This window comes from Psychrobacter sp. YGAH215 (assembly GCF_007280595.1).
GTDB classification, from domain to species: domain Bacteria; phylum Pseudomonadota; class Gammaproteobacteria; order Pseudomonadales; family Moraxellaceae; genus Psychrobacter; species Psychrobacter faecalis.
In genome coordinates this window covers 1-24,068 of sequence record NZ_VKLR01000011.1, presented here as the reverse complement: position 1 = coordinate 24,068, position 24,068 = coordinate 1, and the positions used below count along the sequence as shown (strand labels likewise).

Below are 24,068 nucleotides of genomic sequence, written 5' to 3'. Positions count from 1 at the left end.
TCATAACCGAGCTGTGATAAGCGTACGCGCACTTCTAAGAATTATGAACAATTGAGCTAATAAACTAAATACTGTCTGGGCTACGCAAGTTTTTCACCGCAATACGGTCCGCTTGCTTACGGTCACGCTCAGGCGTCATTTGCGGCTGGTAAATACCTTGCTCATTGACATGAATGCCTAGCGGACGACGCTCTTTGGTAATCGACTCTTGTAGCAGCATCAAACCTTGAATCAAAGCTTCTGGACGCGGTGGGCAACCGGGCACATAAACATCAACAGGAATGATTTTATCGACGCCTTGCACCACTGAGTAGATATCATACATACCGCCCGAGTTGGCACACGCGCCCATCGAGATGACCCATTTTGGCTCAAGCATTTGCTCATAAAGGCGCTGAATAACCGGTGCCATTTTCACAAAGCAAGTACCAGCAACAATCATCACGTCTGCCTGACGGGGTGAGGCGCGGATAACTTCGGCACCAAAACGTGACAAATCGTGAACCGCGGTTAAGGTGGTGGCATATTCGACATAACAGCAAGAGGTACCAAAGTTAAATGGCCACAGTGAGTGCTTGCGCCCCCAGTTTGCTGTTGAATGGACAAGGTCTTCGAGACGACCCATAAAGACGTTTTTATTGACTTCTTCTTCGATAGGGTCATTGACCGTTTGACTGGTCTGTGCAGGATAGATATCTGCATCAGGGTTGGCTTTTGTTAATGTGTATTTCATAACATACAACCTTTATTTTAAGCGCTGCGTGACAAGTATTTATCATCACTAGCGCCATAACTTCTATTATTAATAAATGACCATTTAGGTGTAAACAAGACTGCTATAAGCAATGAACTTAAAGCTAGTCTTGTTGTGCAGCAGTGGCAAAATCCACTGACGTCACATTACCCGTGGTATTAATATGATCGATATTTTGTAAATGGCGACGATTGGTCTCGATATTGTTTGAGACATTAATTTGCCCTGAAGACTGCGCCGGCATCTTGCCTGTTGGGTCAACCATCAGCTCATCAACGCCATCAAACTTGGTGATGTCGGCCAAATTAAAACCGGCTGGCGCCGCATATAGACGCGCTTGTTTACGGCGTTTATCCGCTGGTGCCCAGTTCATCGCGCCCAGACTCAGCTCATATATCAGACCGATGATTAAGATTGTGATAAAGATGGCGGCGGCAGCAAACCCTAACCAGCCGGCTTCGCGCACTGAAACGGCATACGCATAAAGATAAAGCGCTTCTAAATCGAAAATCACAAAGAAAATCGCCACCAAATAGAATTTTGCAGACAAACGAATGCGGGCATTGCCAGCTCCGACAACACCCGCTTCAAATATCTCTTCTTTTTGTGTGCCCTGAGAGCGACCGCCAAGCAAGCGCGGAACGACCAGCATAAAGACAACTAGCCCAATGGCGGCTAAAATAAAAGCAATTGCTGACCAATTAAAAGCAGACATGATAATACGTGCTCCTCACCCAATCGAGTGTCAAGCGCACCGCGAATACTCACAAATGCTGGTGGTAATGGCGATAAGCATAACGCAGACGAAAACACAAAGTAGCTGTCATTGACTCATTTTTGAGCAAATATATTTAAACAACTCAAGGACTGTGATAAACCCATGACTATTATAGCTACTGTGCTGGTAATAACCAATTATCAAGCTTATTGACGACGATGTCAGACATGACCAACTATAGATATTCCGGCATGCACGCGGATAAAAGGCTGGTCGCCCAACGCATCTTTTAACAACGTAAGATCAACGTATTAAATCAATATCGTATTTATTGGCGTACTTAATTGATTTAATAGCTCATACACGTGGTCAACAATGACGTGACAACTGGCATAAATTATTTACGTACTATACGCATATCGGCAATCAAAAGCTAGTTTTTAACTGCATTGAATGGTCATTTTATCTGCAAAAAAAATATGTTTTTTTTACCATAAACTATGTTATAGACGTTACCTTATATTACGTGCGAATCTGAATTTTTATGTGGACGCTGCTATATATAGTGTAAGCTGCGCAAAGCAAACACTTTTTTAACTCAAAACCCGCTGCCAACTCCTCGCCCAAAGACAGGGTTTTTGCTTTATAATAGCCCACCTCATTTTGACGCTTTGGCGTTATTTGAACACACATTTTGTTACCCTTTATTATTGGGTGTACTTTACCGAAAATATCGTCTTTATTAAAAATACCATCCTTATTGACGTTATGATTTTTATTATTATCATCTTAATAAAATCAGCGTTTGATTAAAATCATCGTTGTAGCCCAAGCATCGCAGCCTTTTATCATATTTTGCTTAACAACGACTTTCGTCAACGATGCTACTATCCATTATTCGTTTTATCTTCTTTTTTGCTTTTGTCTTACAGGTCATCTTATGAGTCAACTTAATCCCAAACAACAAGAAGCCATGCTTTATGTCTCAGGACCTTTATTGGTATTGGCTGGGGCTGGCTCCGGTAAAACCTCGGTGATTACCCGTAAAATCGCTTATCTCATCGAAGAATGCAACATGCCAGCCGAGCGTATCACGGCGGTGACCTTTACCAATAAAGCGGCGCGTGAGATGAAAGCGCGGGTCAGTAAATTGCTGCCAAGTGAAAAAACTCGCGGTCTGACGGTATCGACCTTTCACCAATTTGGCTTGCAGTTTTTGCGTTACGAGCTGATTCATACGCCATTGAAAGGCAACTTTTCCATCATGGACAGCGATGACAGTAAACGTCTGCTGATGGAGCTGATGATGCGTGACAATTTAAGCGGCGCCGAAAGCCGTGAGCTGGTTGGCAAAGCGATAAAAATGATTTCTGATTGGAAAAATGATTTGATTGAGCCGGATAAGGCGATGGAAACCTTAGACGATCCAGAAGATATGATTTTTGCCACCCTCTATGCCTTATACGAGCGTAATTTGCGCGCTTATAACGCCGTAGATTTTGATGATTTGATTGTACTGCCAACCAAAATCTTACGTGAAAACGCTGAGCTGCGCGATAAATGGCAAAACCGTATTCGTTATTTATTGGTCGATGAGTATCAAGATACCAATACCGCCCAGTATGAGATGATTAAATATCTGGTCGGACCACAAGGGCGTTTTACCGTCGTGGGCGACGATGACCAATCTATCTATGCCTGGCGCGGTGCCAAGCCTGAAAATATGGCCCTGCTAAAAGAAGATTTTCCGAAATTAAAAATCGTTATGCTTGAGCAAAATTACCGCTCGACCACGCGTATTTTGACCTCTGCCAACGCCGTTATTACCAATAACGAGCATTTATTTGAAAAGAAACTGTGGTCAGATAAAGGGCAAGGCGAAAAAATTCGCATTATTAATTGCCGTAATGACGACGATGAATCTGAGCGCGTGGCAAAAGAAATCGTCACCCATAAACTGCGTTTTGGTAATGAATGGGAACAATACGCCGTTCTTTATCGCAGTAACTTTCAGGCGCGCATGCTTGAAGCGCAATTGCGTCAGCTGCAAGTGCCGTATAAATTATCGGGTGGTCAGTCGTTCTTTGCCCGTAGTGAAATCAAAGACATCATGGGTTATCTGCGCTTGATTTTAAACCCAGAAGACGACAGCGCATTTTTACGTATTATCAATACGCCCAAGCGCGGCATGGGCCCTGCTACTCTTGAAAAGCTTGGTCTATTTTCGCAAGAGCATAGTATCTCCTTACTCGCCTCTTGTACCCACGCTGGACTTGCTCATGTGTTACCGTCAAAAGCCTATGGTACCTTAAAAGAGTTTGGCGATTTTATCGAGCATTATACCCGTGAGCTCGATCAGCACCCCGACCCCGTGCCTATCGTCCGTCAAATGATTGACGAAACCGGCTATATCGACTTTGTCCGTAGCGACGCCAAAACGCCGCAACAAGAAAAAAATCGTATCGATAATATCGACATGCTCTATACCAGTATTCAGTCATTGATTAATCGCGCCGAAGAAGATGAAGACCGTACGATTGATACTATTATTCGCAAATTGGTGCTCCTTGACATGCTCGAGCAGCAGCAAGAAGAAGAGAATACCAATAAAGTGAACCTCATGACCTTACATGCGGCAAAAGGCTTGGAGTTTGATTTTGTCTATATCATGGGACTTGAGGAAGAAATGCTACCGCACCGCAACTCTATCCTCAGTGAAACCATTGAGGAAGAACGCCGCTTAATGTACGTGGGTATTACCCGCGCGCGCCGTGAGCTGACGTTGACGCTTGCGACCCAGCGCCGTGCAGGCGGGCAAATGCGCGTCACCTCTGAATCGCGTTTTTTGGATGAATTGCCAGAGGATCATATCGACTGGCCTGCCAAAGCCAAAAAGAAAAAAGCCAGCAAAGACCCTGAAAAAGTCGCTGATGAATATTTGGCCAATATTCGAGCATTATTGGGCAATCGTTAACGATTACTAAACGTTCAGCGAGTGCAGTTCGTCCCCGTCTTTGTTATCATAAGGGCACAGCACAGAAAACATCGACATGGCTGCGTGATGAGACAACTACCGAGTAAATTGAAGACACGCCCTAGTACCTATCCTAGCATTTGTAAAAAACATTGGAACCTTTATGCCTACGCCACCGCCTGAACAAGAACGACCATCGACCCTGCAAGGGGATTACAATCCTGCAGAGTATAGAGCTGAGTACAAGCTGCTGTACCTGCAAGAGTTAGTCGCAAAAGAAGCTTCCAAAGAGATTGCTGAATTCCTCGCTAAGCAATCAGAGTACGAGATTGCTAACTTGCTAGAGTCCTTCCCTATCCAAGACCGCCTGCTGATTTGGGAGCAAGTACCCGATAATATCAAAGGTGAGGTGCTGGCCGAGCTAGAAGATGAGACGCGCCAGCCTTTACTTGAAAACGTCTCCTCCAAAGAAATCTCCTTATTCACTCAAGATCTAGATGCCCAAGACATCTCGGAGATTTTGGAGACCGTGACTGATACCGTACGCTCATCAGTCATGGCGACCTTAGATGAAGACGTTCGCGTTCAGGTCAATAAACTCGACACCTATGCCGATTGGGAAGTCGGTCGCTATATGGACCCTGATACCATTCAGGTCAGAGACGACATTACGCTGGCTGAGGTACAAGACTGGCTGCGCGCCAATGACGATCTGCTCGACGACGAAAGCCAAGAGCTGTTGGTCGTCGATCAAAGCCAGCAGTTGCTTGGGCTGCTAAGCTTGGTGGATTTGATCAAACATGATCAAACCACTTTGGTCTCAGAGCTTATCGACCCTGCTATCACCATCAATGATCGCCTCAATATCACCGATGCGGCGGCGATTTTTCGCTCAGAAGATATCCGCTTTGCGCCTGTGATTAACGACTTTGGCGAGCTGGTCGGTCAGTTGAATGCCGAGGACATCATGGAGATTATCCAAGATGATGTCGATAGCACCATGAAAAACCTGGCTGGTGTGAGCCAAGATGAAGAGCTGTTTGCCCCTATCTTGACCAGCGCCAAAAGCCGTAGTATCTGGCTCGGTATCAACCTGTGTACCGCCCTATTGGCGTCGGCGGTCATCGGTCAGTTTGAGGCGGTGTTGGCAAAAGTGGTGGCGCTGGCGATTTTAATGCCCGTGGTTGCCAGTATGGGCGGTATCGCTGGCTCGCAAACATTAACAGTCGTCATTCGTGGTATAGCGATGGGTCAAATTGGTGGGTCGAATCGCCTATGGTTATTAAATAAAGAGCTGTGGGTTGGCGCGATAAACGGTACGATATGGGCGATAATCATGGCGATTATTGCGCAATTGTGGTTTCATGATATCAAGATCAGTGCGGTCGTTGGCTTGGCAATCGCCATCAATATGACTGCAGCCAATGTCTCAGGCATTAGCATTCCTTTACTCCTAAAACGCATGAATATCGACCCTGCTCTATCAGCGTCGGTGATTTTGACCACCGTGACCGATATAGTGGGCTTTATGTCGTTTTTGGGCTTGGCAAGCGTGTTGATTCTTTAGTCAACCGCCCATGAAAATCTGGAAACTAAAAGTTAAAAATCAGCAGCTATTTATAATAAAAATAGTTGCTGTTAAGCATTTAAAACCTAATCGTTAAAAATGTGATTCATTCTGTTTATACAACCATTACATCGTTAAGTGAGTGCGTTATGCAAGCTGTACAAGTTAAAGTATTAAACCCTAAAATTATTGAAGATAAAGCGTTCTCGCTACCGACGCGTGCTACCGATGGCAGCGCAGGTATCGACTTACGCGCTTGCATTGACGAACCTTTGACCATTAAAGCTGGGGCGACGCATTTGATTGGCACTGGCCTTGCGGTGTATATTCAAGACCCCAATTTTGCGGGTATGATTTTACCACGCTCAGGTCTCGGTCATAAACACGGTATCGTCTTGGGTAATTTGGTCGGCTTGATTGATGCCGATTATCAAGGTGAGCTGATGGTTAGTATTTGGAATCGCAGCAATGAAGATTTTGTGCTAAATCCTGCCGAACGTATGGCGCAATATGTGGTTGTACCAGTCGCCCGTCCGGAGTTTGAAGTGGTGGCAGAATTTAGTGATACCAGTGCGCGCGGTGCGGGCGGTTTTGGCCATTCTGGTCGTCAGTAGCATTGAATATAAGCATTAAACATTAAGCATCATTGGATTTTCATTTAGCATCAAGCGCAGCAATAACAATAATCAGCGATTTTTCATTCACCACTAGCCCATTTATCATGACTATAAGGAGAGTAAGCGATGCCGTCTTTTGCTGCGCAGCACTCCTTATTTCGTGCTTATGATATTCGTGGGTCGCGCCAGCATTTTACCGATGATTTTATTCATGCCTTGGGAAATGCTTTTGCGTATCTTTATCAAGCTCAGCCAAGCATTTATAGAGAAAATATTGGCGAAAATAGTAGCCGAAGCACTAACGAAAAAACCATTGTCGTTGTTGGTCATGATGTGCGTGACGGTAGTGGTAGCATGGCGCAAATATTTGCTGATATCTTGTCTCAGCATGGTCTACAAGTCATCCAACTAGGACTTGTTACCACGCCAATGATGATTTTTTGGGCGGAGCAATATCAGGGGCATGGCATTATTGTCACTGCCAGCCATTCTGCTAAAGATATTTTAGGAGTGAAATGGCTCGTCAATCATATCTCGCCTAGTAGCGCCGATATTCAAACGTTATATCAACAACTAGCTAGTTATAATTCGCAAAATTCGTCTGTAAAAACCAATGACCAGCCTGTGCGTTATAAACAACAGCAGTTACCTGCTAATCAAGTCACAAGCGCTTATAGCGACGCTATTACTCAAGTTTTTAAGCAAATCTATCAGCCTCTTAATCAAACTAAAGAAGGTAGCCAACTACCCTCCTCCAAACTTGATTTAGTGGTGGTTATTGATTGTTTGCATGGCGCCACCAGCAATATCGCCAAGCCTTTATTTGACCATTTTTGCCAAAATATCATCATGATGAATGATACGCCAGACGGTAATTTTCCTACTGGCAATCCGGACCCGACTGAGCCGCAGCGTCTTAAACAGTTGCAGCAAAGCGTACTGCTTCATCAAGCAGATATAGGTATCGCCTTTGATGGTGATGGCGATCGGTTAATGGTAGTCGATAATCGGGGCAAAGTCGTCACGCCCGACCACCTGCTTTATCTATTAGCAAAAATAGCGGTTATTGAGCGCCCGCAAACCTTAAAGACTTTGCTAACAAGCGCGCAAGTGCTCTTTGATATTAAATGCTGTCATCATCTGCCCAAGCTTATCAGTGAAATTGGCGCCACGCCTGTGCTTAGTAAAACTGGCAGCAGCCTCATGCGCCAACAAATGCAGCAGTCTGACGGTCAAATAACCTTTGCTGGTGAGCTATCTGGGCATTTTATTTTTAATGATAGCCGCTTTATACTTTATGATGACGCCATGTATGCAGCACTACGACTGCTCCATTGGTTGGGAAAATCTCAAGGTACTCAGTCAACTCGTACAAAAAGCCTAGCCGATATTATTAAAGGTTTACCGGTTATCGTCAGTACCGCTGACCATTATTTACCGCTACCAAAAACTATAGCTAACGACTGCTCTATCGTGCAGCAACTGGCAAGATTTTGTCAGTATTTACAGCAATTGGTTCACGCGACATCAGCTGCGTCTATACATCAACTCAACCCGCAAGCCGTCGTTGCCTGTGCGCCGTCCCTTTGTACGTGCTCGCAGCAAAGCCAATCTACTACTTTAGAGCAGGCGCAAACGCTATTGCCAGTGAGCACCAAGCTTAGCTGTATCGATGGCGTGCGCTTAGATTTTGCGCGCGGGTTTGGCGTATTGCGCCAATCAAATACCAGTCAAAATCTGACCGTGCGCTTTGCTGGTGATAGCATCGACGACCTTATCGATATTCAAACGAGATTTGCCGCCTTATGCCGCCCCTTTAACAAGACGCTAGCGATGCAAATCTTGGCTATTGTTGCTGAATAGGTATTATTTAACCTTAACTTTATTAGAAAACGCCTTATTAGAGAACGCCAAAGAGAAACAAAAACTCTCAATCAATCCACCGCTTAACCCTGTCTTTTAGGAGCTTGTCATGACGCTTAATTTGGATGAAGCCAAAATTACCGCAGAAGTATTAACCACGGCGCTGCCTTATATTCAACGCTTTGTTGATAAGCTCATCGTCGTCAAATACGGCGGCAATGCCATGACCGACCCTGCGCTTGAAAGCTCGTTTGCCCGTGATATCGTGTTATTAAAAACCGTTGGTATGCATCCTGTGGTCGTGCACGGCGGCGGTCCACAAGTCGATAATTTGTTAAAAGAGCTCGGTCGTCAATCTGATCGCATCGACGGCATGCGCGTGACTGACAAAAGCACAATGGATATCGTCGAGATGGTATTGGGCGGTAGCGTCAATAAGTCTATCGTCAGCTTAATCAACAAACACGGTGGGCGCGCGATTGGTCTGACGGGTAAAGATGCCAATTTAATCCTAGCTAGAAAACTGATGATGGAAAAAATCGGCGCAGATGGTGTGGCAGTTCCTGTTGATTTAGGCTTCGTCGGTGATGTGGTCAGCGTTAATAAAGACGTGATTAATATGCTGATTGCCTCTGATTTTATCCCTGTTATCGCGCCGCTTGGGGTCGATTCTGAGGGCAACACTTATAATATCAACGCCGATCTGGTCGCCGGTAAAGTCGCAGAATTTTTGCAAGCAGAAAAGCTGATGCTCCTAACCAACATTAAAGGCGTGTTGGGCCGTGATGGCGAAGTGGTCACTGGACTCACCCCAAAGAAAGTCGATGGTCTTATTGAAGATGGTATTATCTCAGGTGGTATGATTCCTAAGATTCAATGCGCGCTTGACGCGGTACGTAGCGGCGTAAAAAGCGCGGTTATTGTCGATGGTCGTGTGCCACATGCCACGCTACTCGAGATTTTTACCAACGAAGGCGTCGGCACCTTGATTAGCCGTGATTTAGATTCATCAATGAGCTAGTGAGCTGTGGTAATTTTTAGTATACAAAAGCCCGAGCTTAACATTTAAGTTCGGGCTTTAGTGCTTGTTTAAAAACCTACCTTACGAAAAAGCTTTATCAAACTCAGCTGCATCAAAACCGCATAACAGTATCGGCTGAATTTTATCTGCCAGTTGACCTTCAACGATCGGACGCTTAATCATACTGGTATTTTCTATCAGCAAATCAATGGCGTTATCCACATCGCTATCGGCCGCTTGTTTTTGCTCGTCGGTGAGCTTGCGCCAAGTGGTGCCGCGTTTATTTAGAACTTTATCGATACCAAGCTCGTTTACCCAACGCTGTACGCTTTCCTTATCAATGCCTTGTTTTTTATAGTCATGAAAATCGTAGCTAACGCCTAGCTCATCAAGCTTAGTAAAAGCTTTTTTCATGGTGCTACAAGATTTGATGCCGTAAATGGTGAGGGTCATAGAAACTCCAAATCAATGATCGTTATTTTGTTTATTATACCTAACAGTGATGAGCATTTGGTTTATGACGACAAAAACAATCATAAGCGCATTCACTTTGCAGGTTTATCACCTTTACAGTGAGTAAACGCTCTATCATATCGTCGCAATTTTTGCCAAATTACGCTATGCTATGGCATTGTAAAATTTTACCCAATTTATCTGTAATAACCTATTCCGAGCCAACTATGAGCAACGCCGTGACAGCAGAAACTGCTAATACTACCCATACCAATAATACTTCTATCGATAACGCCCAGTATCAGCCGCAACTTATTGAAGCCGCGCAGCAAGCCAAATGGGCAACTGACAAGCGTTTTGAAGTCAGCAACGAGCCAAGTGACAAGCCAAGTCGCTATATGCTGTCGATGTTCCCTTACCCAAGCGGTAAGCTGCATATGGGTCACGTGCGTAACTATACCATCTCTGATGTGCTAAGCCGTTATTATCGCCTAAAAGGCTATGAGGTCATGCAGCCAATGGGTTGGGATGGTTTTGGTCTGCCAGCAGAAAACGCGGCAATTGCCAATCAGACGCCGCCTGCCAAATGGACATTTGCCAATATTGATAGCATGCGCGCACAGCTTAAATTACTTGGCTTATCGATTGATTGGTCACGCGAATTTGCTACTTGTAGCCCTGAGTATTATCAGTGGGAGCAGTGGTTATTTTTGCAGTTATACAAAAAAGGCTTGGTTTATAAAAAGCTTGCCACCGTCAACTGGGATCCAGTCGACAATACCGTGTTAGCCAATGAGCAAGTCATTGACGGTAAAGGCTGGCGTAGTGGCGCACCAGTCGAAAAGCGCGATATCCCGATGTATTACTTTAACATCACCGATTATGCCGATGAGCTGCTTGATGATTTAGATCAACTAGAAGGTCACTGGCCATCTGAAGTACTGACCATGCAGCGCAATTGGATTGGTCGTAGTGCCGGTATGGAAGTCCATTTCCCTTATGAGCTGGCAGGCGAAACCAATACCTTAGATGTGTTCACGACGCGTCCTGATACCTTGATGGGCGTGACTTATGTCGCGGTTGCAGCCGAGCATCCATTGGCACAATATGCTGCTGAACAAGATGAGGCGATTGCCCAGTTTAATGCGCTGTGTAAAAAAGGCTCAGTTGCTGAAGCAGATTTGGCTAAAGCTGAAAAAATTGGCATGGATACTGGTCTGACCGTCACTCATCCACTGACTGGCGAAGAAGTGCCAGTATGGGTTGCCAACTATGTACTGATGAGCTATGGCTCGGGTGCGGTGATGGCGGTCCCTGCCCATGACGAGCGCGATTACGAGTTTGCGACTAAATACAATTTGCCTATTAAACAAGTGATTGACATTCCTGCTGGCTTTTTAGATCAAGTAGAAGCCGATGCCAAAGCCAATAATACGCAAAGTAACCGCGCTTATACCGAGCGCAATACCTTAGTCAATTCAGGCGAATTTGATGGTATGGACTTCGAGCAAGCGTTTGAAGCCATGCTAGCGAAGCTTGAACCGCAACAGCTTGCCAAGAAAAAAATCCAATACCGTCTGCGCGATTGGGGTGTTTCTCGCCAGCGCTATTGGGGCTGCCCTATCCCAATGGTCAACTGTGAGCATTGCGGTACGGTGCCGGTTGAAGAGCAAGATTTGCCAGTGGTCCTACCAACGGACGTCGTCCCTGACGGTCGCGGTAATCCGCTAAAAAATATCCCAGAATTTGTCAATACCACTTGTCCTAAATGTGGCAATCCTGCTGAGCGTGAAACCGATACCTTTGATACCTTTGTAGAGTCGAGCTGGTACTATGCGCGCTTTGCCAGCCCACACGATACAACCAATATGGTCAATAAGTCTGCCGCCAATAAATGGTTGCCGGTTGACCAATATATCGGCGGTGTCGAGCATGCGGTTATGCATCTACTTTATGCGCGCTTCTTCCATAAGCTCATGCGTGATGAAAACTTGGTATCAGGCGATGAGCCATTTGCCAATTTGATGACCCAAGGTATGGTACTTGCTGGTACTTTCTACCGCGTCAACGCCGATGGCAGTACCACTTATTACTTCACCGAAGACATCGATATCGACTATAACGAGCGTGGTCAGCCGATTAAAGCGACTTTGAAATCTGACGGTCAGCCAGTGACGATTGGTAAAATCGAAAAAATGTCGAAGTCAAAAAACAACGGCGTCGACCCACAACTTACCATTGATAAATATGGCGCGGATACCGTTCGTTTATATACGCTATTTACTGCGCCTGCCGACCAAACCCTTGAATGGTCAGATGATGCGCTAAAAGGCCCTTATAACTTTGTGAAAAAAGTATGGCGCATTGCGACTGAGCATATGCACGCACTGACTGCTGCCAATTTAAGCCTTGATACGCTAAATAATGCAGCACTCAATACCGATAACTTAAGCAAAGAAGCCAAAGCCCTACGCCGTAAAACCCATGAAACCATTGGCAAGATTGATAGTGATTTGGGTAAACGCTTGGCACTCAATACGCCAGTTTCTAGCCTAATGGAGCTTACTAACGAGCTTGCTAACTTCAATGCAAACAGTGAGCAAGACCTACAAGTACAGCATGAAGCCTTGATTGATTTATTGATTATCCTATCGGTATACGCGCCGCACATTGGTGAGCATTTGCTTGAGCAATTAGGTATGGATACCGTTACCCTAGGCTATCCAGAAGTCGATACAAGCGCTCTCGTGCAAGATATGATTACAATGGTGGTGCAGGTGAACGGTAAAATGCGCGGTAAAATGGATGTCGCACCTAATAGCGATCCTGAGCAGCTAAAAGCGCAAGCAAAAGCGCTTGAAGGCGTGGCAAAATTCCTTACAGGCGAGATTAAAAAAGAAATCGTCGTACCGAATAAACTGGTTAATATCGTGGTGGCAGGCTAGACCTTTTAAGGATTAAGTTTTTAAACGCTGCGACTTCAATCATGGCGTTTTCAAACTCTCTTTCTTGGGTCTTCTTATCAAAATAAGGATAGCGATTATGTCGTATAAGCACCGAGCTTTGCAGGCACAGCAAGCAAAATCAGACGGACAAAGCACCATGACTTATAAATCAAGCGCGCAAAAACTGGCAACGATGCTACTGACCGCCTTGCCAATGTTTGCAGTTTTGGGTGCAGGTGCTAGTCTTAGTGGTTGCGGCTTTCAGCTACGCGGCTATGATGCACCGATGTTGTTTGACGTCAACAAAACCGCGGTGATTATCGAAGACAATCGCACCTCATTTCCATTAAAACTGCCCCTCGTCAGTCGCTTAAAAGCGTTAGGGGTCGAGGTTATTGATAATATGACCTTAGCAGATGTCGCTAACAATAACCAAAAAGCAGACGCTGAACCTATTGCGGCAATCACCGTGAACAATGTCCGCTTTAAGCGTTACGAGTTAGTTGGCGTCTTAACAGAGATTCGCTTGGTAATGTCAGCTGATGTTAGCTATCAAAGCATCGAGAATGGCAAACCTGTGACGCTGACCAACCCTATCCAAGTTGAGCGTAGCTACCAGTATAACGAAGCATCGGTAAGTACCGATGATCAGCAAGGCGACCAAATTCGTGATTGGCTTTACGATAGTTTAGCACGCCGAATTACTGACCAATATGTGGCGATTGCGCTGCCTAAGATTGCTCCTAACAGTAGCAAACCCACTATGCAAAATGGTAAAGGCTCAGTATCTACTGCCGTGATAGCACCAAAATCTTAATGTTAGTTTTTTATTTTTAAAATTAATTTTTAAAAACATCCTTATTAAAACTGCCTATATTTAGACGCTTTGATTTAAACGCTTTTCTGTTTAAAGCGTTTAAATATAACCAGCTTTAATCACCTATTCATAACCTTGTGTCATTCTCTCTATGCAAGATACCTTTATACAAGCTTATCCAAAACTGCTACAGCCTTCCGTTGCAGTAGCGGGCTTGTGGTTGGCGCACGGTGATGAGCCGTTACTCAGTCAATGGCTTATCGATGCGCTGCGTCCGCATTGGCGCGCACAGAATTACGCTATTAAGCGTATCGAGCTGGTATCAGTGAAGAGTTGGCAAGAAGTGTTGTCAGAGCTTGTCAGTCAGTCTTTATTCGATGATGCAAGTGCGCTTATCGTAACAGGCAACCATAAACCTGATAAAGCCGTTATTGCCGAGCTTGAACGTTTTGCCATCGATGCGCAGACAGGGGCGCATAGCCATAGCTTGTTATGGCTCACACCAAAGCAAGACAAACGCGCGCAGACCAGCAAATGGTTTGCACCGTTTGCGCAATATGGTCATATTATCGATTGCAATTTGTATAACGAGCAGCAGCGCCAGCAGTTATTGCAGATACAAGCCCAGCAGTTTGGCTTAACCTTATCGCAAGAAGCTTGGCAACTCTTGATGTCACATACCGAACATCATCTGCTTAGTGCCTATCAAACCTTGTGGCGGCTATCGTATTTATTTGCGCCGCAATTGATGGCAGAGGTTGATAGTAAAAACACTAGTCATGAAAACCCTTCTAGCCAGCCTCTGACAAACGTGGCATTAGATATTAATGATTTACAAGCGGCATTGGTCAGTGATGCGCAGTTTAGTGTATTCGATTTATCCGATGCCATGCTTGCTGGCAATAGCGCCCAAGTTGCCAAAATTATCTTTCAACTTAAAGCCACTGATGAACCAACCACTTTGGTTTTATGGGCAATTAGTAAAGACATGCGCCAGATTATACAACTAATGGATGGACAAGACCCGCAAGCACTTGGCATTTGGCGTAGCAAACAAGGCCTATATCAGCAAGCGTGCCGCCGCCACTCAAAAGCTCAAACGGCCACTTGGCCAGCATTGCTTTATAAATGTGACCAAGCGATTAAGGGTTTGGTGCGCCAACCAGCGTGGGAGTTATTATTACAAGCAGCGCTTGAGCTATCAGGGCAACGTCTGTTTAAAGCCCATTAGACTATCAGGCAAGCAAGCAAAAAAACGTCTTCCTGTCCCGCGTCATCATCTAAAGCATTTATTACTAAACAACTCATCATTTTTTCTTATTTAACCCTCTGTATAGGGTTATTTTTTTTGTTTAAAATTTAATAGTTATTACCGTTACAATTCTTCCTCTTAACGTTTCGCAAACTAATTGCCATTCCCTTTTGGTCGCCAAGCCTCTACTATAGCTACACTTGATTTAACTGTGATTGGATTGTTGTCATGCGCAAAATGAGCAAAAAGTCTGCTATTAAATGGGGCGTCATTGCCCTTGTCATCGTAGCTTTAGGGGCTTTAGCCTACAAAACCTTTAAACCAAAAGACACCACACCCAACTATCTAACGGCGACCGCTGAGATTGGCGATATCGAAAATAACGTCATGGCATCGGGTAAAGTAAAGGCGTTAAATACCGTCGATGTGGGTGCGCAGGTATCTGGTGAAGTGACGCGGCTGTTTGTCGACGTCGGCGATGAAGTCAAAAAAGGCGATTTAATTGCGCAGATTGATCAGGTGACGCAAAAGAATAATTTAAGTAATGAGCAAGCGAGCCTCGAGCAAAGTGAAGCGGCGTTACAAAGCGCGCGTGCCGAGTCGCTAAGCCGTCAAGCGAGTCTAAAAAGTGCGCAAGCGGATCTTGCCAGCCGTCAAGCTGAATTAAAGCAAGCACAAGCAGATTTCTCACGCTTGCAAGGCTTACTGGCTATCGATGCCATATCGCAGCAAGATTACGATACACAAGCGACCAAAGTTGCCACCGCACAAGCATCAGTCGCCAATGCCCGCGCTGCTATCGATACCGCAAAAGCAGCGATTGCAACAACTGAGGCCAATATCAACAGCCAACAGGCAGCATTACGTAAATCTCAAACCAACGTTAGCACTGCGCAGGAAGATTTAAGCTATACCACCATCCGTGCGCCGATGTCAGGAACAGTGGTATCGGTGACCACTGAGCAAGGGACGACGGTCAACGCCAATCAGACTGCGCCAACCATCGTTACCTTAGCGGATTTATCCACCGTGCGTATCAATGCGCAAATCTCTGAAGCCGACGTTATTAACGTCAAAGCAGGCTTGCCCGTTTATTTTAATATCATCGGCAATCCCGACCAAAAATACGACGCGACCCTCAAAGCCATCGAACCCGCTCCTGAGAAAATCAGCGACACCAGCTCGACCGATGCCGCTATTTACTATGTCGGTTATATTGAAGTCCCTAATACCGAGCGCCGCTTTCGTATCGATATGACCGCGCAAGTTTATATCGTCATCAACCAAGCAAAAGACGCGCTACTTATTCCTTCTGCTGCCCTGCAGCCTGCCGGTAAATCTCGCAAGTCTGGCAATGCTAAAAAGGGCGCAGCTACTGCTAATACTGCCGCAAGTGGTGATAATAACTCTCGCCCAGATAATGACTCTGGTGCAACCATGGCGATGGTACGTGTCCTTAAAGCCGATGGTGAAGTCGTTGAACAAACGGTCAAAGTCGGTATCAATAACCGAGTTAATGCGGAAATATTAAGCGGTCTAAAAGAAGGTGATGAAGTTATATTAAGCGAGGAAGGTGCTGATAAAGGCAGTAAAGGTGGCAGAGGCGGTCGACCCTTCTAGTATTTAAAGTTTGCTAAGAATATTTAAATAAATCGGCGCCAGCAATACATCAGCTTTGGCTTTGATAATGACTTAAGATTTGAGATAAGCAGGATAGCAAATGAGTAATCAACACCCGACGCTTAATGCCACTGATCAGCCTTTGATGGAAGTCAAAGGCTTGATTAGAGAATTTCCAGCTGGCGAGCAGACCATTCGCGTCTTACATGATATCAATTTGACCATCAATCAAGGTGAGATGGTCGCTATCATTGGTCAATCGGGCTCAGGCAAATCCACCTTGATGAATATCTTGGGCTGTTTAGATCAAGCAACGGCGGGTGATTATAAAATATTTGGTCAATCGGTCAGCCGTCTAGATGCCGATGAGCTGGCAAAACTACGCCGTGAGCACTTCGGTTTTATTTTTCAGCGCTATCATCTATTGGGTGATATCAACGCCCGCGATAACGTTTCGGTACCCGCAGTCTATGCAGGGATGGATGGACAAGTTCGCAGCGAGCGTGCCGAAAAGCTATTGTCAGACTTAGGACTCGGCGACAAGGTAAATAATCGACCAAGTCAGCTATCGGGCGGTCAGCAGCAGCGTGTCTCTATCGCAAGGGCACTAATGAATGGCGGCGATATCATCTTAGCCGATGAGCCAACGGGTGCGCTTGATAGTAAATCGGGCGAAGATGTCGTCCAAATCCTCAAAGATTTAAATGCCCAAGGTCATACCATCATCATGGTCACCCACGACCCTAGCCTTGCCGCTCAAGCTGAGCGTGTCATTGAAATCAAAGACGGCTATATCATTGCCGACTATAAAAACGACGATTATCAGCATGCAGAACCACAGCCAGCAGCTGTCATAGATAAGCACCGTAAAAGCGCGTTTAGCAGCTTTATCGACCGCTTATTTGAAGCGTTTAAAATGTCCTTGCTGGCCATGCGCGCCCATAAAATGCGCACCTTATTGACGATGTTAGGAATTATCATTGGTATTGCGTCGGTGGTATCAGTCGTCGGTCTCGGTAAGGGCTCACAAGAGCAGATATTGTCCAATATCAGCTCCTTAGGTACCAATACCATCACCGTCACCGATGGCTACCCCTACGGCGACCCTAGACGGCAGTACAACGATGACAATCTAACGCCGCAAGACGCCCAAGCGGTCGCTGACCAGCCGTATGTGGTCAGTGTCAGCCCGCAGCTCAATAGCAATATGAACGTCCGCTATCGTAATATCCAAGAAGCTGCTAGTATCAGCGGTGTTGGTAAAGACTATCTTGATGTCAGCGGTGAAAAGTTAGCTCTAGGTCAAGGTTTCGATGAACAAAGTATCTTACGCCGTACCCAAGATATTATTATCGATGACAATGCCAATAAAACCTTTTTCCCCGACAATGCCAATCCGATTGGCGAAGTCTTACTCATAGGCAGCGTTCCTGGGCGCGTTATTGGCGTCTTAGAGCCAAACGATGGCGGCTTTCGTCGTAGCGTTGATTCGCCTACGCTCTATATGCCCTACACTACCATGATGTCGCGGCTGATAGGCAGCGCTTATATTGAAAGCTTTGTCGCGCTGATTGATAACAATATCTCCTCTGCCGCCGCTGAAGCTGCTATCTCTGAGCTTATGATAGGTCGGCATGGCACCGATGATTTTCGCATCCGTAACTCAGACTCGATTCGCCAAACCATTGAAGCGACCACCGCAACAATGACCTTGCTGATATCTTCTATCGCTATTATCTCGCTAATCGTCGGCGGTATTGGCGTCATGAACATCATGCTGGTATCAGTGACCGAACGCACCAATGAGATTGGCGTACGGATGGCCGTTGGAGCGCGTCAAAGCGATATCATGCAGCAGTTTCTCATTGAAGCCGTTTTGGTCTGTATTTTAGGCGGACTATTGGGGATTGGGCTGGCGTTTGCCATCGGTGAAATCATCAATCGTGTTGGTGGTGACAGCTTCCAAGTCATTTATTCACCAACATCTATTATTGCCGCCTTTATTTGCTCGACGCTGATTGGGGTTGTTTTCGGCTTTTTGCCCGCTCGTAACGCTGCCAAATTAGATCCCGTAGAAGCACTATCTAGAGATTAGAATAATTTTATGACCAATTACTAAAGATCAATATTAAAAAATAAGGGTAAAAATAGCGTTCGAAACGTAATTTTTATAAAATGCTAAGGTCTCTAAAAGTCAATTAACGCTTAAATTTAAAAAAATAGGATTAATTTACACAGATTTGCACTTTTTTTAGCATTCGGGGTTGTAATTGTCATAATTATATATATAATGTGCTCTCACGTTTAGAGATACAAATAATCTAAACGGGTAAACAAGCTTATTGCCTCTTTTGTTATTGGTTAATCCATAAATAAAGAAATTAAGCTTTAAGAATTTTACCTAATAAGTAAGATTCTCTTGCAGAGCTAAAAAAGCAATGCTTTTTTTATACACTCTTCAGGGCCGATAGCTCAGTTGGTAGAGCAGTTGACTTTTAATCAATTGGTCCCGCGTTCGAGTCGCGGTCGGCCCACCATATTTAGTATGATGCTTATCATGTATGCTACCCTATCCGGTAGTAACGTAATAAGTTTAAAGACATTGTTTTTGATGTCGAGTTTTAATAAATTTCCTTTTAAGGAAATTTATCTTGCGAAGCTAAAATTGTCATGCAATATTTTAAAGCTTCTCAGGGCCGATAGCTCAGTTGGTAGAGCAGTTGACTTTTAATCAATTGGTCCCGCGTTCGAGTCGCGGTCGGCCCACCATATTTAGAAAAGCCCAGTCATTTAATGATCGGGCTTTTTTTATGCGCTTTTTATTTTGGTGAAGCTTTAGTTTATAGCGTAAACGTTTTTAGCTTTCAACGTTTACGCTTACGGAGGCTAAAGCCATCATCTTGGCGCCAAAGCAATTTATGTTTAATGGTATCTTTGATGGTGCGCCGATGCTTAGGTGCTTGCGCAATTAGACTGTCAAAAGTTGCAGCATCGATACCCAACTCATAACCATGCGCCATCATGACATTAGACGGTTGTAAGTCTTTTACCTTTTGTAGCGACTTGATATAAACTTTGGGATCATAAATAGGAAATGGCGCGACAAACTTATGGCGCAGCTTGATGATTAAATCGGCGGTATAGACCTCACGACTTGGCAGATGAAATAAAGACAAATCACGATCTGTATGCCCTGGCGTCTCAAATACCTGCCAATCATCAAAATGCGGTACGGTATCGCCATCACTAACGGTCAAATCAGGTTGCAGATGCGCAGGATACCAGAGCCTTTTAAAAGGACGTCCTTGACGCTTGGCCACATAATGAGCTAAACCCAAATCAATCAAATGCATGACTTGCCCGCCGATGCCGCTATACCACTGCGTTTCTCTAGCAGCAGAGACAATCAAGCAACCAGTCGCTTTTCTAAGCTTTTGCGCGCCGCCGGCATGATCTGGATGCATATGAGTAACGACCACTACTTTTAAATCAGTAATAGGACGCTTTAGCGTATCTTTAATATAACCCAACACCAGCGCCACATCAGGGCGACAACCGCCGTCCAATAGCATTAATTTATCTGGATAAACCGCCAGATAGCTACTTTGAATATAGCCATCCAAACGTACGATTTGACATAAACTCATTTATCTTCCTTGACCGCTTTTCTTGTCATTCCTATGTTTCATTAACGAATTATTTATTCACTTTATTGCTAATACGATGAAAGCTTGTCCTTTAGTATAACGCTCGCTATCCTAAAATAAATGTCTTTGAGTGAACGCTTGTGACTAGAGATAAATCGCTGATAACGTATTGATAGGATATTTAAAACGTTACCCAATAAAAAACCCAGCGCAGCGGCTGAGTTTTTTATTATTACAAGAGGGAGTTAATAAGCTAAATGTCAATTATGCCAAGTCGCGTACCTTTGGCTCACGCTCCCACAAGCGTGATTTGGCATTTTCAATAAAGCTATCAAGCTCAGCGAGTGGCGTCACAAACGCGTCTTTTTCAATCGGTAGTTTACTTAAGATAAACTCATCGGTCGCGCCGCAATAAGCAATCGCTTTGCAGTGCACATAAGCATCATTGAACCAATCCAACGTTGCGCTGTCTTTAGCCAGCTTCTTCGCTTGATCTGGCATAATGATACTAACCACGGCATCAAACATGACTGACGGACCACCAGAGACACGCTCATCGGCTTGTATGATAGTGCCATCATCTAAAGTGACTTCTTTATTTGGTGCCACAATCTTAACGCGCGCGCCCTCTGCCATAGCCGCCTCTTCAAATTTCTTAATCTCACTATGCTTTGAGCCTTCTGCGACTAAAATCCCAATCATTCGTGCCTTTAAACTCTTTGGCGTACGACCAATGGTTTGTAATGGCTCAGAGGTTGGCAAATCTTGTACTGGCGCTGCTGGTTCTATTGCTTCTGGTAGTTTCATTCCTAATGCCGTTGCCACACGATTTGCCAAGTCTTCGTCAATGTTCACTAAATGACCAAGCATTCGTGTTCGTACATGCGGGGTATCTACTTTGCCAAGCTCAAACGCATAAGCAGAAGCGATATGAGCTTGCTCAGCTGGCGTCTGGCTACGGTAAAACATACGCGGTTGACTATAATGGTCCGCAAAGCTTTCAGCGCGCACGCGACCTTTAATGCCATCATCTAGCTTCTCGTGGAACGACTCAAAGCCTTTTTTTACGCTTTCACGTGGGCGCTCAGGATCTAAACTTTGTGGATCATACAGAGTACGAGTTTTCGGTATTTGCATTTGCATATGACCGTCTTGCTGATTGTTTGCAAACGGACATTTTGGCGCATTAATCGGAATCTGCGCAAAGTTTGGTGATCCCAAACGCGACAGCTGCGTATCTAAATAACTAAATAGACGGCCTTGCAGTAGAGGATCATTACTAAAGTCGATGCCCGGTGGCAAATGCGATGGGCAGAAAGCCACTTGCTCAGTCTCAGAGAAGAAGTTATCTGGATAGCGATTGAGTACCATTTTACCTACGATGCGCACAGGTACCAATTCTTCTGGAATCAGTTTGGTCGCGTCTAAGTGATCAAATGGGAACTCATTGGCTTCTTCTTCAGTAAATAACTGAACACCGAACTCCCACTCTGGATAATCGCCATTATTAATCGCTTCAAATAAATCACGGCGATTATAATCAGGATCGGCGCCCGAGATTTTGACTGCTTCATCCCAAATCAGCGATTGTACCCCAAGGACTGGTTTCCAATGGAAACGTACAAAGGTGCTCTTGCCATCTTTATTAATAAAACGATAACTGTGAATACCAAAGCCTTCCATCATACCAAAGCTACGCGGTAGCGCGCGGTCACTCATCAGCCAAATGACATTGTGCATGGTTTCAGGGCTAAGCGAGACAAAATCCCAAAAGGTATCATGAGCAGAGGCTGCCTGCGGAAAGCCGCGATCTGGTTCTGGTTTCACCGCGTGTACCAAATCAGGGAATTTCATCGCATCTTGAATAAAGAAAATCGGCATATTATTACCGACGATATCCCAGTTACCCTCTTCGGTATAAATCTTCACCGCAAAACCGCGCACATCACGCGGCGTATCTTTTGAGCCCTTATTACCAGCTACTGTAGAAAAACGGGTAAATAAAGGCGTCTGTTTACCCGTTTCGGTGAGAATTTTTGCGGTTGTATACTCTTCTAATGATTCGGTCAGCTCAAAATAACCATGGGCGGCACTACCACGCGCATGCACCACACGCTCAGGAATACGCTCATGGTCAAAATGCGTAATTTTTTCGCGTAAAACAAAATCTTCTAATAACGTGGGGCCACGATTATTGGCTCTAAGCGAGTTTTGATTGTCAGAAATGACAACACCTTGCTGAGTGGTCATCGCTCTTGTATCACCATCGGTACGCTGATGCGTTTCACCGCCATTACCACGTTCGGTATTCATATTTTTAGCGGGGTCGGTATGATCAATATTCTTCTTCATAAAATATCCTAGCTAATGAGTAAAATGGACTACAGGTAGCCCACCAAATAAGCACCAACACAGTTTTATATCCTTAGAGATAGCTTTGACTTCAGATGTCGTTTAATTGTCTGTGTTCAGCACGATTGTTTCTTAATAGATGAGAAAGCTGTTAGACATTGATACATGACAGCATCGATAAGCTCATCAATTATATTACTCAAAATCTGCCGTCGGTATGTCAAATATATCGTTAAGCGTGTTGATTTTTGGTTACGCATCAGCCAAATCACGTCTGTTTGCAGACACGTTTTTATAGTGAAATGATGATGAGGATAAAGACAGAAAAATCTGATGAGCAGCTATGTATGAAGGGTGACTAAACGCTATAAAAAGGACTTTAAGGTTTTGGCGGATAAATATGATTAGAATGACTTAGAAGATAGGAGTGAGTTTTTAAAATATACTTTTAAAATATTACGGCATGTCAGCGCTCTTCTGAAAAACCAATATCTCATTATTGGCGGGCATTTTATAGCGATTTATTAGCAATAAATGCTGTTTTTCTGCCACTGCTGTGATGTCTTCTAAAGCACGAATGCCGCTGTTGCTATCACGCTGCCGAAGACTGTAGTCAAATTGACGATTACTTTCACTGCTATAACGGCCATTTTCGTTAAAGGGCCCATAAATAATGAGCTTACCCTCTAAAGGTAGCATATCACCAACCGTTTCAAATAATCGAGTAACCAGCGACCAAGACATAATATGCAGAGTATTGGCGGTAAATACCGCATCGTAAGGCGCATTGATAGTCTTATTTATCGGTATTGAATCAGATGCTACGTCAAAGCTTAGCGGCGCATATAAGTTCGGGGCAGGATACGCAGCATGCCAAGCATTGATAATGGCATGATTAGCAAGCACATCACTGGTCTGCCAGTGTAAATGCGTCAAACGTGGCGCAAAATAGACACTATGCTGCCCCGTTCCTGAACCCACTTCTAAGACATGATGCGAATTTTTTAACTCTTGCTGTAAGACTTCTAGTATTGGCTGCTGATTATTTTCGCAAGCTTGAGAAAATGGTAGATTAGAAACTATATTCCCTAAGTTATCCTTAACCATAAAAACACCTTATTAATAAATGCCCGCTTCTACCCCAGCTGCCAGTGTCATCGCCAACTCTTCGACTTGCTCAGTAAATACCTCTTGCCAATCACCTTGTAAAATCAGCGCCTCTTGAATCCATTCCCAGCGCAACCCAGTGGTAATGGTCTTTATGGCAAGCTTGGTACCCGTACCATCATGACCTGCACGAACATATAGTGCAAACGGCATGCCCTCGGAGTTTTTCAAGGTAGTTGTCACCATCAAGCTAAATTAAGCGGCTTGTAATCTTTGCTGTTGTTGCTCTTTTACAGGATTTAGCGTTGTTGGCCCTACAGGCTCGCAGTTCCTCACCTCCTGAGTTCCCCAGCGTATCGGG

Annotated in this window: 17 protein-coding genes and 2 tRNA genes; 12 read left to right on the top strand and 7 right to left on the bottom strand. The window is 44.7% G+C overall.

What is annotated here, in order from left to right:
* Nucleotides 1-64: 64 nt before the first annotated feature.
* Both FOR85_RS06495 and ndhC read right to left on the bottom strand, forming a co-directional pair.
* Nucleotides 65-733 carry an NADH-quinone oxidoreductase subunit B family protein gene (locus tag FOR85_RS06495; RefSeq protein ID WP_068406534.1) on the bottom strand — a complete coding sequence of 223 codons (669 nt, stop codon included), beginning with the start codon at nt 731-733 and terminating at the stop codon, nt 65-67.
* Between the two features lie 124 nt (nt 734-857).
* Nucleotides 858-1,469, bottom strand: a complete 612-nt coding sequence (gene ndhC, locus FOR85_RS06490) for an NADH-quinone oxidoreductase subunit A (RefSeq protein WP_144297225.1) — start codon at nt 1,467-1,469, stop codon at nt 858-860.
* A 943-nt stretch (nt 1,470-2,412) separates the two neighbouring features.
* Here ndhC and FOR85_RS06485 point away from each other — a divergent pair.
* The 5 genes from FOR85_RS06485 to argB all read left to right on the top strand — a co-directional run bounded on the left by FOR85_RS06485 (nt 2,413) and on the right by argB (nt 9,514).
* Complete coding sequence (locus FOR85_RS06485; protein ID WP_068406542.1) at nt 2,413-4,446, top strand: UvrD-helicase domain-containing protein; 2,034 nt, start codon at nt 2,413-2,415, stop codon at nt 4,444-4,446.
* A gap of 163 nt (nt 4,447-4,609) precedes the next feature.
* Nucleotides 4,610-6,013 carry a magnesium transporter gene (mgtE, locus tag FOR85_RS06480; protein ID WP_144297224.1) on the top strand — a complete coding sequence of 468 codons (1,404 nt, stop codon included), beginning with the start codon at nt 4,610-4,612 and terminating at the stop codon, nt 6,011-6,013.
* A gap of 149 nt (nt 6,014-6,162) precedes the next feature.
* Complete coding sequence (gene dut / locus FOR85_RS06475; protein WP_068406547.1) at nt 6,163-6,627, top strand: dUTP diphosphatase; 465 nt, start codon at nt 6,163-6,165, stop codon at nt 6,625-6,627.
* A 129-nt stretch (nt 6,628-6,756) separates the two neighbouring features.
* A complete protein-coding gene (locus tag FOR85_RS06470) occupies nt 6,757-8,493 on the top strand; it encodes a phosphomannomutase (RefSeq protein ID WP_144297223.1) in 1,737 nt (578 codons plus the stop codon).
* 109 nt (nt 8,494-8,602) lie between these two features.
* The gene (gene argB, locus FOR85_RS06465) at nt 8,603-9,514 is read left to right on the top strand and encodes an acetylglutamate kinase (protein WP_144297222.1); all 912 of its coding nucleotides are present in this window, start codon (nt 8,603-8,605) and stop codon (nt 9,512-9,514) included.
* An 81-nt stretch (nt 9,515-9,595) separates the two neighbouring features.
* Here argB and FOR85_RS06460 read toward each other — a convergent pair whose 3' ends face one another.
* Nucleotides 9,596-9,967, bottom strand: a complete 372-nt coding sequence (locus FOR85_RS06460) for an arsenate reductase (RefSeq protein WP_144297221.1) — start codon at nt 9,965-9,967, stop codon at nt 9,596-9,598.
* A gap of 227 nt (nt 9,968-10,194) precedes the next feature.
* Between FOR85_RS06460 and leuS the strand changes: the two genes are divergently transcribed.
* The 7 genes from leuS to FOR85_RS06425 all read left to right on the top strand — a co-directional run bounded on the left by leuS (nt 10,195) and on the right by FOR85_RS06425 (nt 19,370).
* Nucleotides 10,195-12,912 carry a leucine--tRNA ligase gene (gene leuS, locus FOR85_RS06455; RefSeq protein ID WP_373681945.1) on the top strand — a complete coding sequence of 906 codons (2,718 nt, stop codon included), beginning with the start codon at nt 10,195-10,197 and terminating at the stop codon, nt 12,910-12,912.
* 157 nt (nt 12,913-13,069) lie between these two features.
* A complete protein-coding gene (locus FOR85_RS06450) occupies nt 13,070-13,729 on the top strand; it encodes a hypothetical protein (protein WP_144297282.1) in 660 nt (219 codons plus the stop codon).
* Nucleotides 13,730-13,880: 151 nt separating this feature from the next.
* Nucleotides 13,881-14,960, top strand: coding sequence for a DNA polymerase III subunit delta (locus FOR85_RS06445; RefSeq protein WP_144297220.1), 1,080 nt, complete (start codon nt 13,881-13,883; stop codon nt 14,958-14,960).
* A 249-nt stretch (nt 14,961-15,209) separates the two neighbouring features.
* Nucleotides 15,210-16,601, top strand: a complete 1,392-nt coding sequence (locus tag FOR85_RS06440; protein WP_144297219.1) for an efflux RND transporter periplasmic adaptor subunit — start codon at nt 15,210-15,212, stop codon at nt 16,599-16,601.
* A 100-nt stretch (nt 16,602-16,701) separates the two neighbouring features.
* Complete coding sequence (locus FOR85_RS06435; RefSeq protein ID WP_144297218.1) at nt 16,702-18,696, top strand: MacB family efflux pump subunit; 1,995 nt, start codon at nt 16,702-16,704, stop codon at nt 18,694-18,696.
* Between the two features lie 366 nt (nt 18,697-19,062).
* Nucleotides 19,063-19,138 (top strand) — tRNA-Lys (locus FOR85_RS06430).
* Nucleotides 19,139-19,294: 156 nt separating this feature from the next.
* Nucleotides 19,295-19,370, top strand: a tRNA-Lys gene (locus FOR85_RS06425).
* A gap of 95 nt (nt 19,371-19,465) precedes the next feature.
* On the opposite strand, the gene FOR85_RS06420 is transcribed toward FOR85_RS06425, so the two are convergent.
* The 4 genes from FOR85_RS06420 to FOR85_RS06405 all read right to left on the bottom strand — a co-directional run bounded on the left by FOR85_RS06420 (nt 19,466) and on the right by FOR85_RS06405 (nt 23,938).
* On the bottom strand, nt 19,466-20,248 hold the full coding sequence (locus FOR85_RS06420; RefSeq protein WP_144297217.1) for an MBL fold metallo-hydrolase: 783 nt from the start codon (nt 20,246-20,248) through the stop codon (nt 19,466-19,468).
* Between the two features lie 264 nt (nt 20,249-20,512).
* Complete coding sequence (locus FOR85_RS06415) at nt 20,513-22,600, bottom strand: catalase (protein ID WP_144297216.1); 2,088 nt, start codon at nt 22,598-22,600, stop codon at nt 20,513-20,515.
* Between the two features lie 456 nt (nt 22,601-23,056).
* Nucleotides 23,057-23,707: a DUF938 domain-containing protein gene (locus tag FOR85_RS06410; RefSeq protein ID WP_144297215.1), complete on the bottom strand. Its 651-nt coding sequence runs from the start codon at nt 23,705-23,707 to the stop codon at nt 23,057-23,059.
* 12 nt (nt 23,708-23,719) lie between these two features.
* Nucleotides 23,720-23,938, bottom strand: coding sequence for a hypothetical protein (locus tag FOR85_RS06405; protein ID WP_223808546.1), 219 nt, complete (start codon nt 23,936-23,938; stop codon nt 23,720-23,722).
* Nucleotides 23,939-24,068: the final 130 nt, after the last annotated feature.

Excerpts from the sequence above, each read along its gene's own strand:
- FOR85_RS06495 (WP_068406534.1), bottom strand. The coding sequence starts at position 733 with ATGAAATACACATTAACAAAAGCCAACCCTGATGCAGATATCTATCCT.
- FOR85_RS06470 (WP_144297223.1), top strand. The coding sequence starts at position 6,757 with ATGCCGTCTTTTGCTGCGCAGCACTCCTTATTTCGTGCTTATGATATT.
- FOR85_RS06485 (WP_068406542.1), top strand. The coding sequence starts at position 2,413 with ATGAGTCAACTTAATCCCAAACAACAAGAAGCCATGCTTTATGTCTCA.
- FOR85_RS06415 (WP_144297216.1), bottom strand. The coding sequence starts at position 22,600 with ATGAAGAAGAATATTGATCATACCGACCCCGCTAAAAATATGAATACC.
- FOR85_RS06410 (WP_144297215.1), bottom strand. The coding sequence starts at position 23,707 with ATGGTTAAGGATAACTTAGGGAATATAGTTTCTAATCTACCATTTTCT.
- FOR85_RS06420 (WP_144297217.1), bottom strand. The coding sequence starts at position 20,248 with ATGAGTTTATGTCAAATCGTACGTTTGGATGGCTATATTCAAAGTAGC.
- FOR85_RS06445 (WP_144297220.1), top strand. The coding sequence starts at position 13,881 with ATGCAAGATACCTTTATACAAGCTTATCCAAAACTGCTACAGCCTTCC.
- FOR85_RS06450 (WP_144297282.1), top strand. The coding sequence starts at position 13,070 with ATGACTTATAAATCAAGCGCGCAAAAACTGGCAACGATGCTACTGACC.
- FOR85_RS06435 (WP_144297218.1), top strand. The coding sequence starts at position 16,702 with ATGAGTAATCAACACCCGACGCTTAATGCCACTGATCAGCCTTTGATG.
- argB (WP_144297222.1), top strand. The coding sequence starts at position 8,603 with ATGACGCTTAATTTGGATGAAGCCAAAATTACCGCAGAAGTATTAACC.
- FOR85_RS06440 (WP_144297219.1), top strand. The coding sequence starts at position 15,210 with ATGCGCAAAATGAGCAAAAAGTCTGCTATTAAATGGGGCGTCATTGCC.
- mgtE (WP_144297224.1), top strand. The coding sequence starts at position 4,610 with ATGCCTACGCCACCGCCTGAACAAGAACGACCATCGACCCTGCAAGGG.
- leuS (WP_373681945.1), top strand. The coding sequence starts at position 10,195 with ATGAGCAACGCCGTGACAGCAGAAACTGCTAATACTACCCATACCAAT.
- dut (WP_068406547.1), top strand. The coding sequence starts at position 6,163 with ATGCAAGCTGTACAAGTTAAAGTATTAAACCCTAAAATTATTGAAGAT.
- FOR85_RS06460 (WP_144297221.1), bottom strand. The coding sequence starts at position 9,967 with ATGACCCTCACCATTTACGGCATCAAATCTTGTAGCACCATGAAAAAA.
- ndhC (WP_144297225.1), bottom strand. The coding sequence starts at position 1,469 with ATGTCTGCTTTTAATTGGTCAGCAATTGCTTTTATTTTAGCCGCCATT.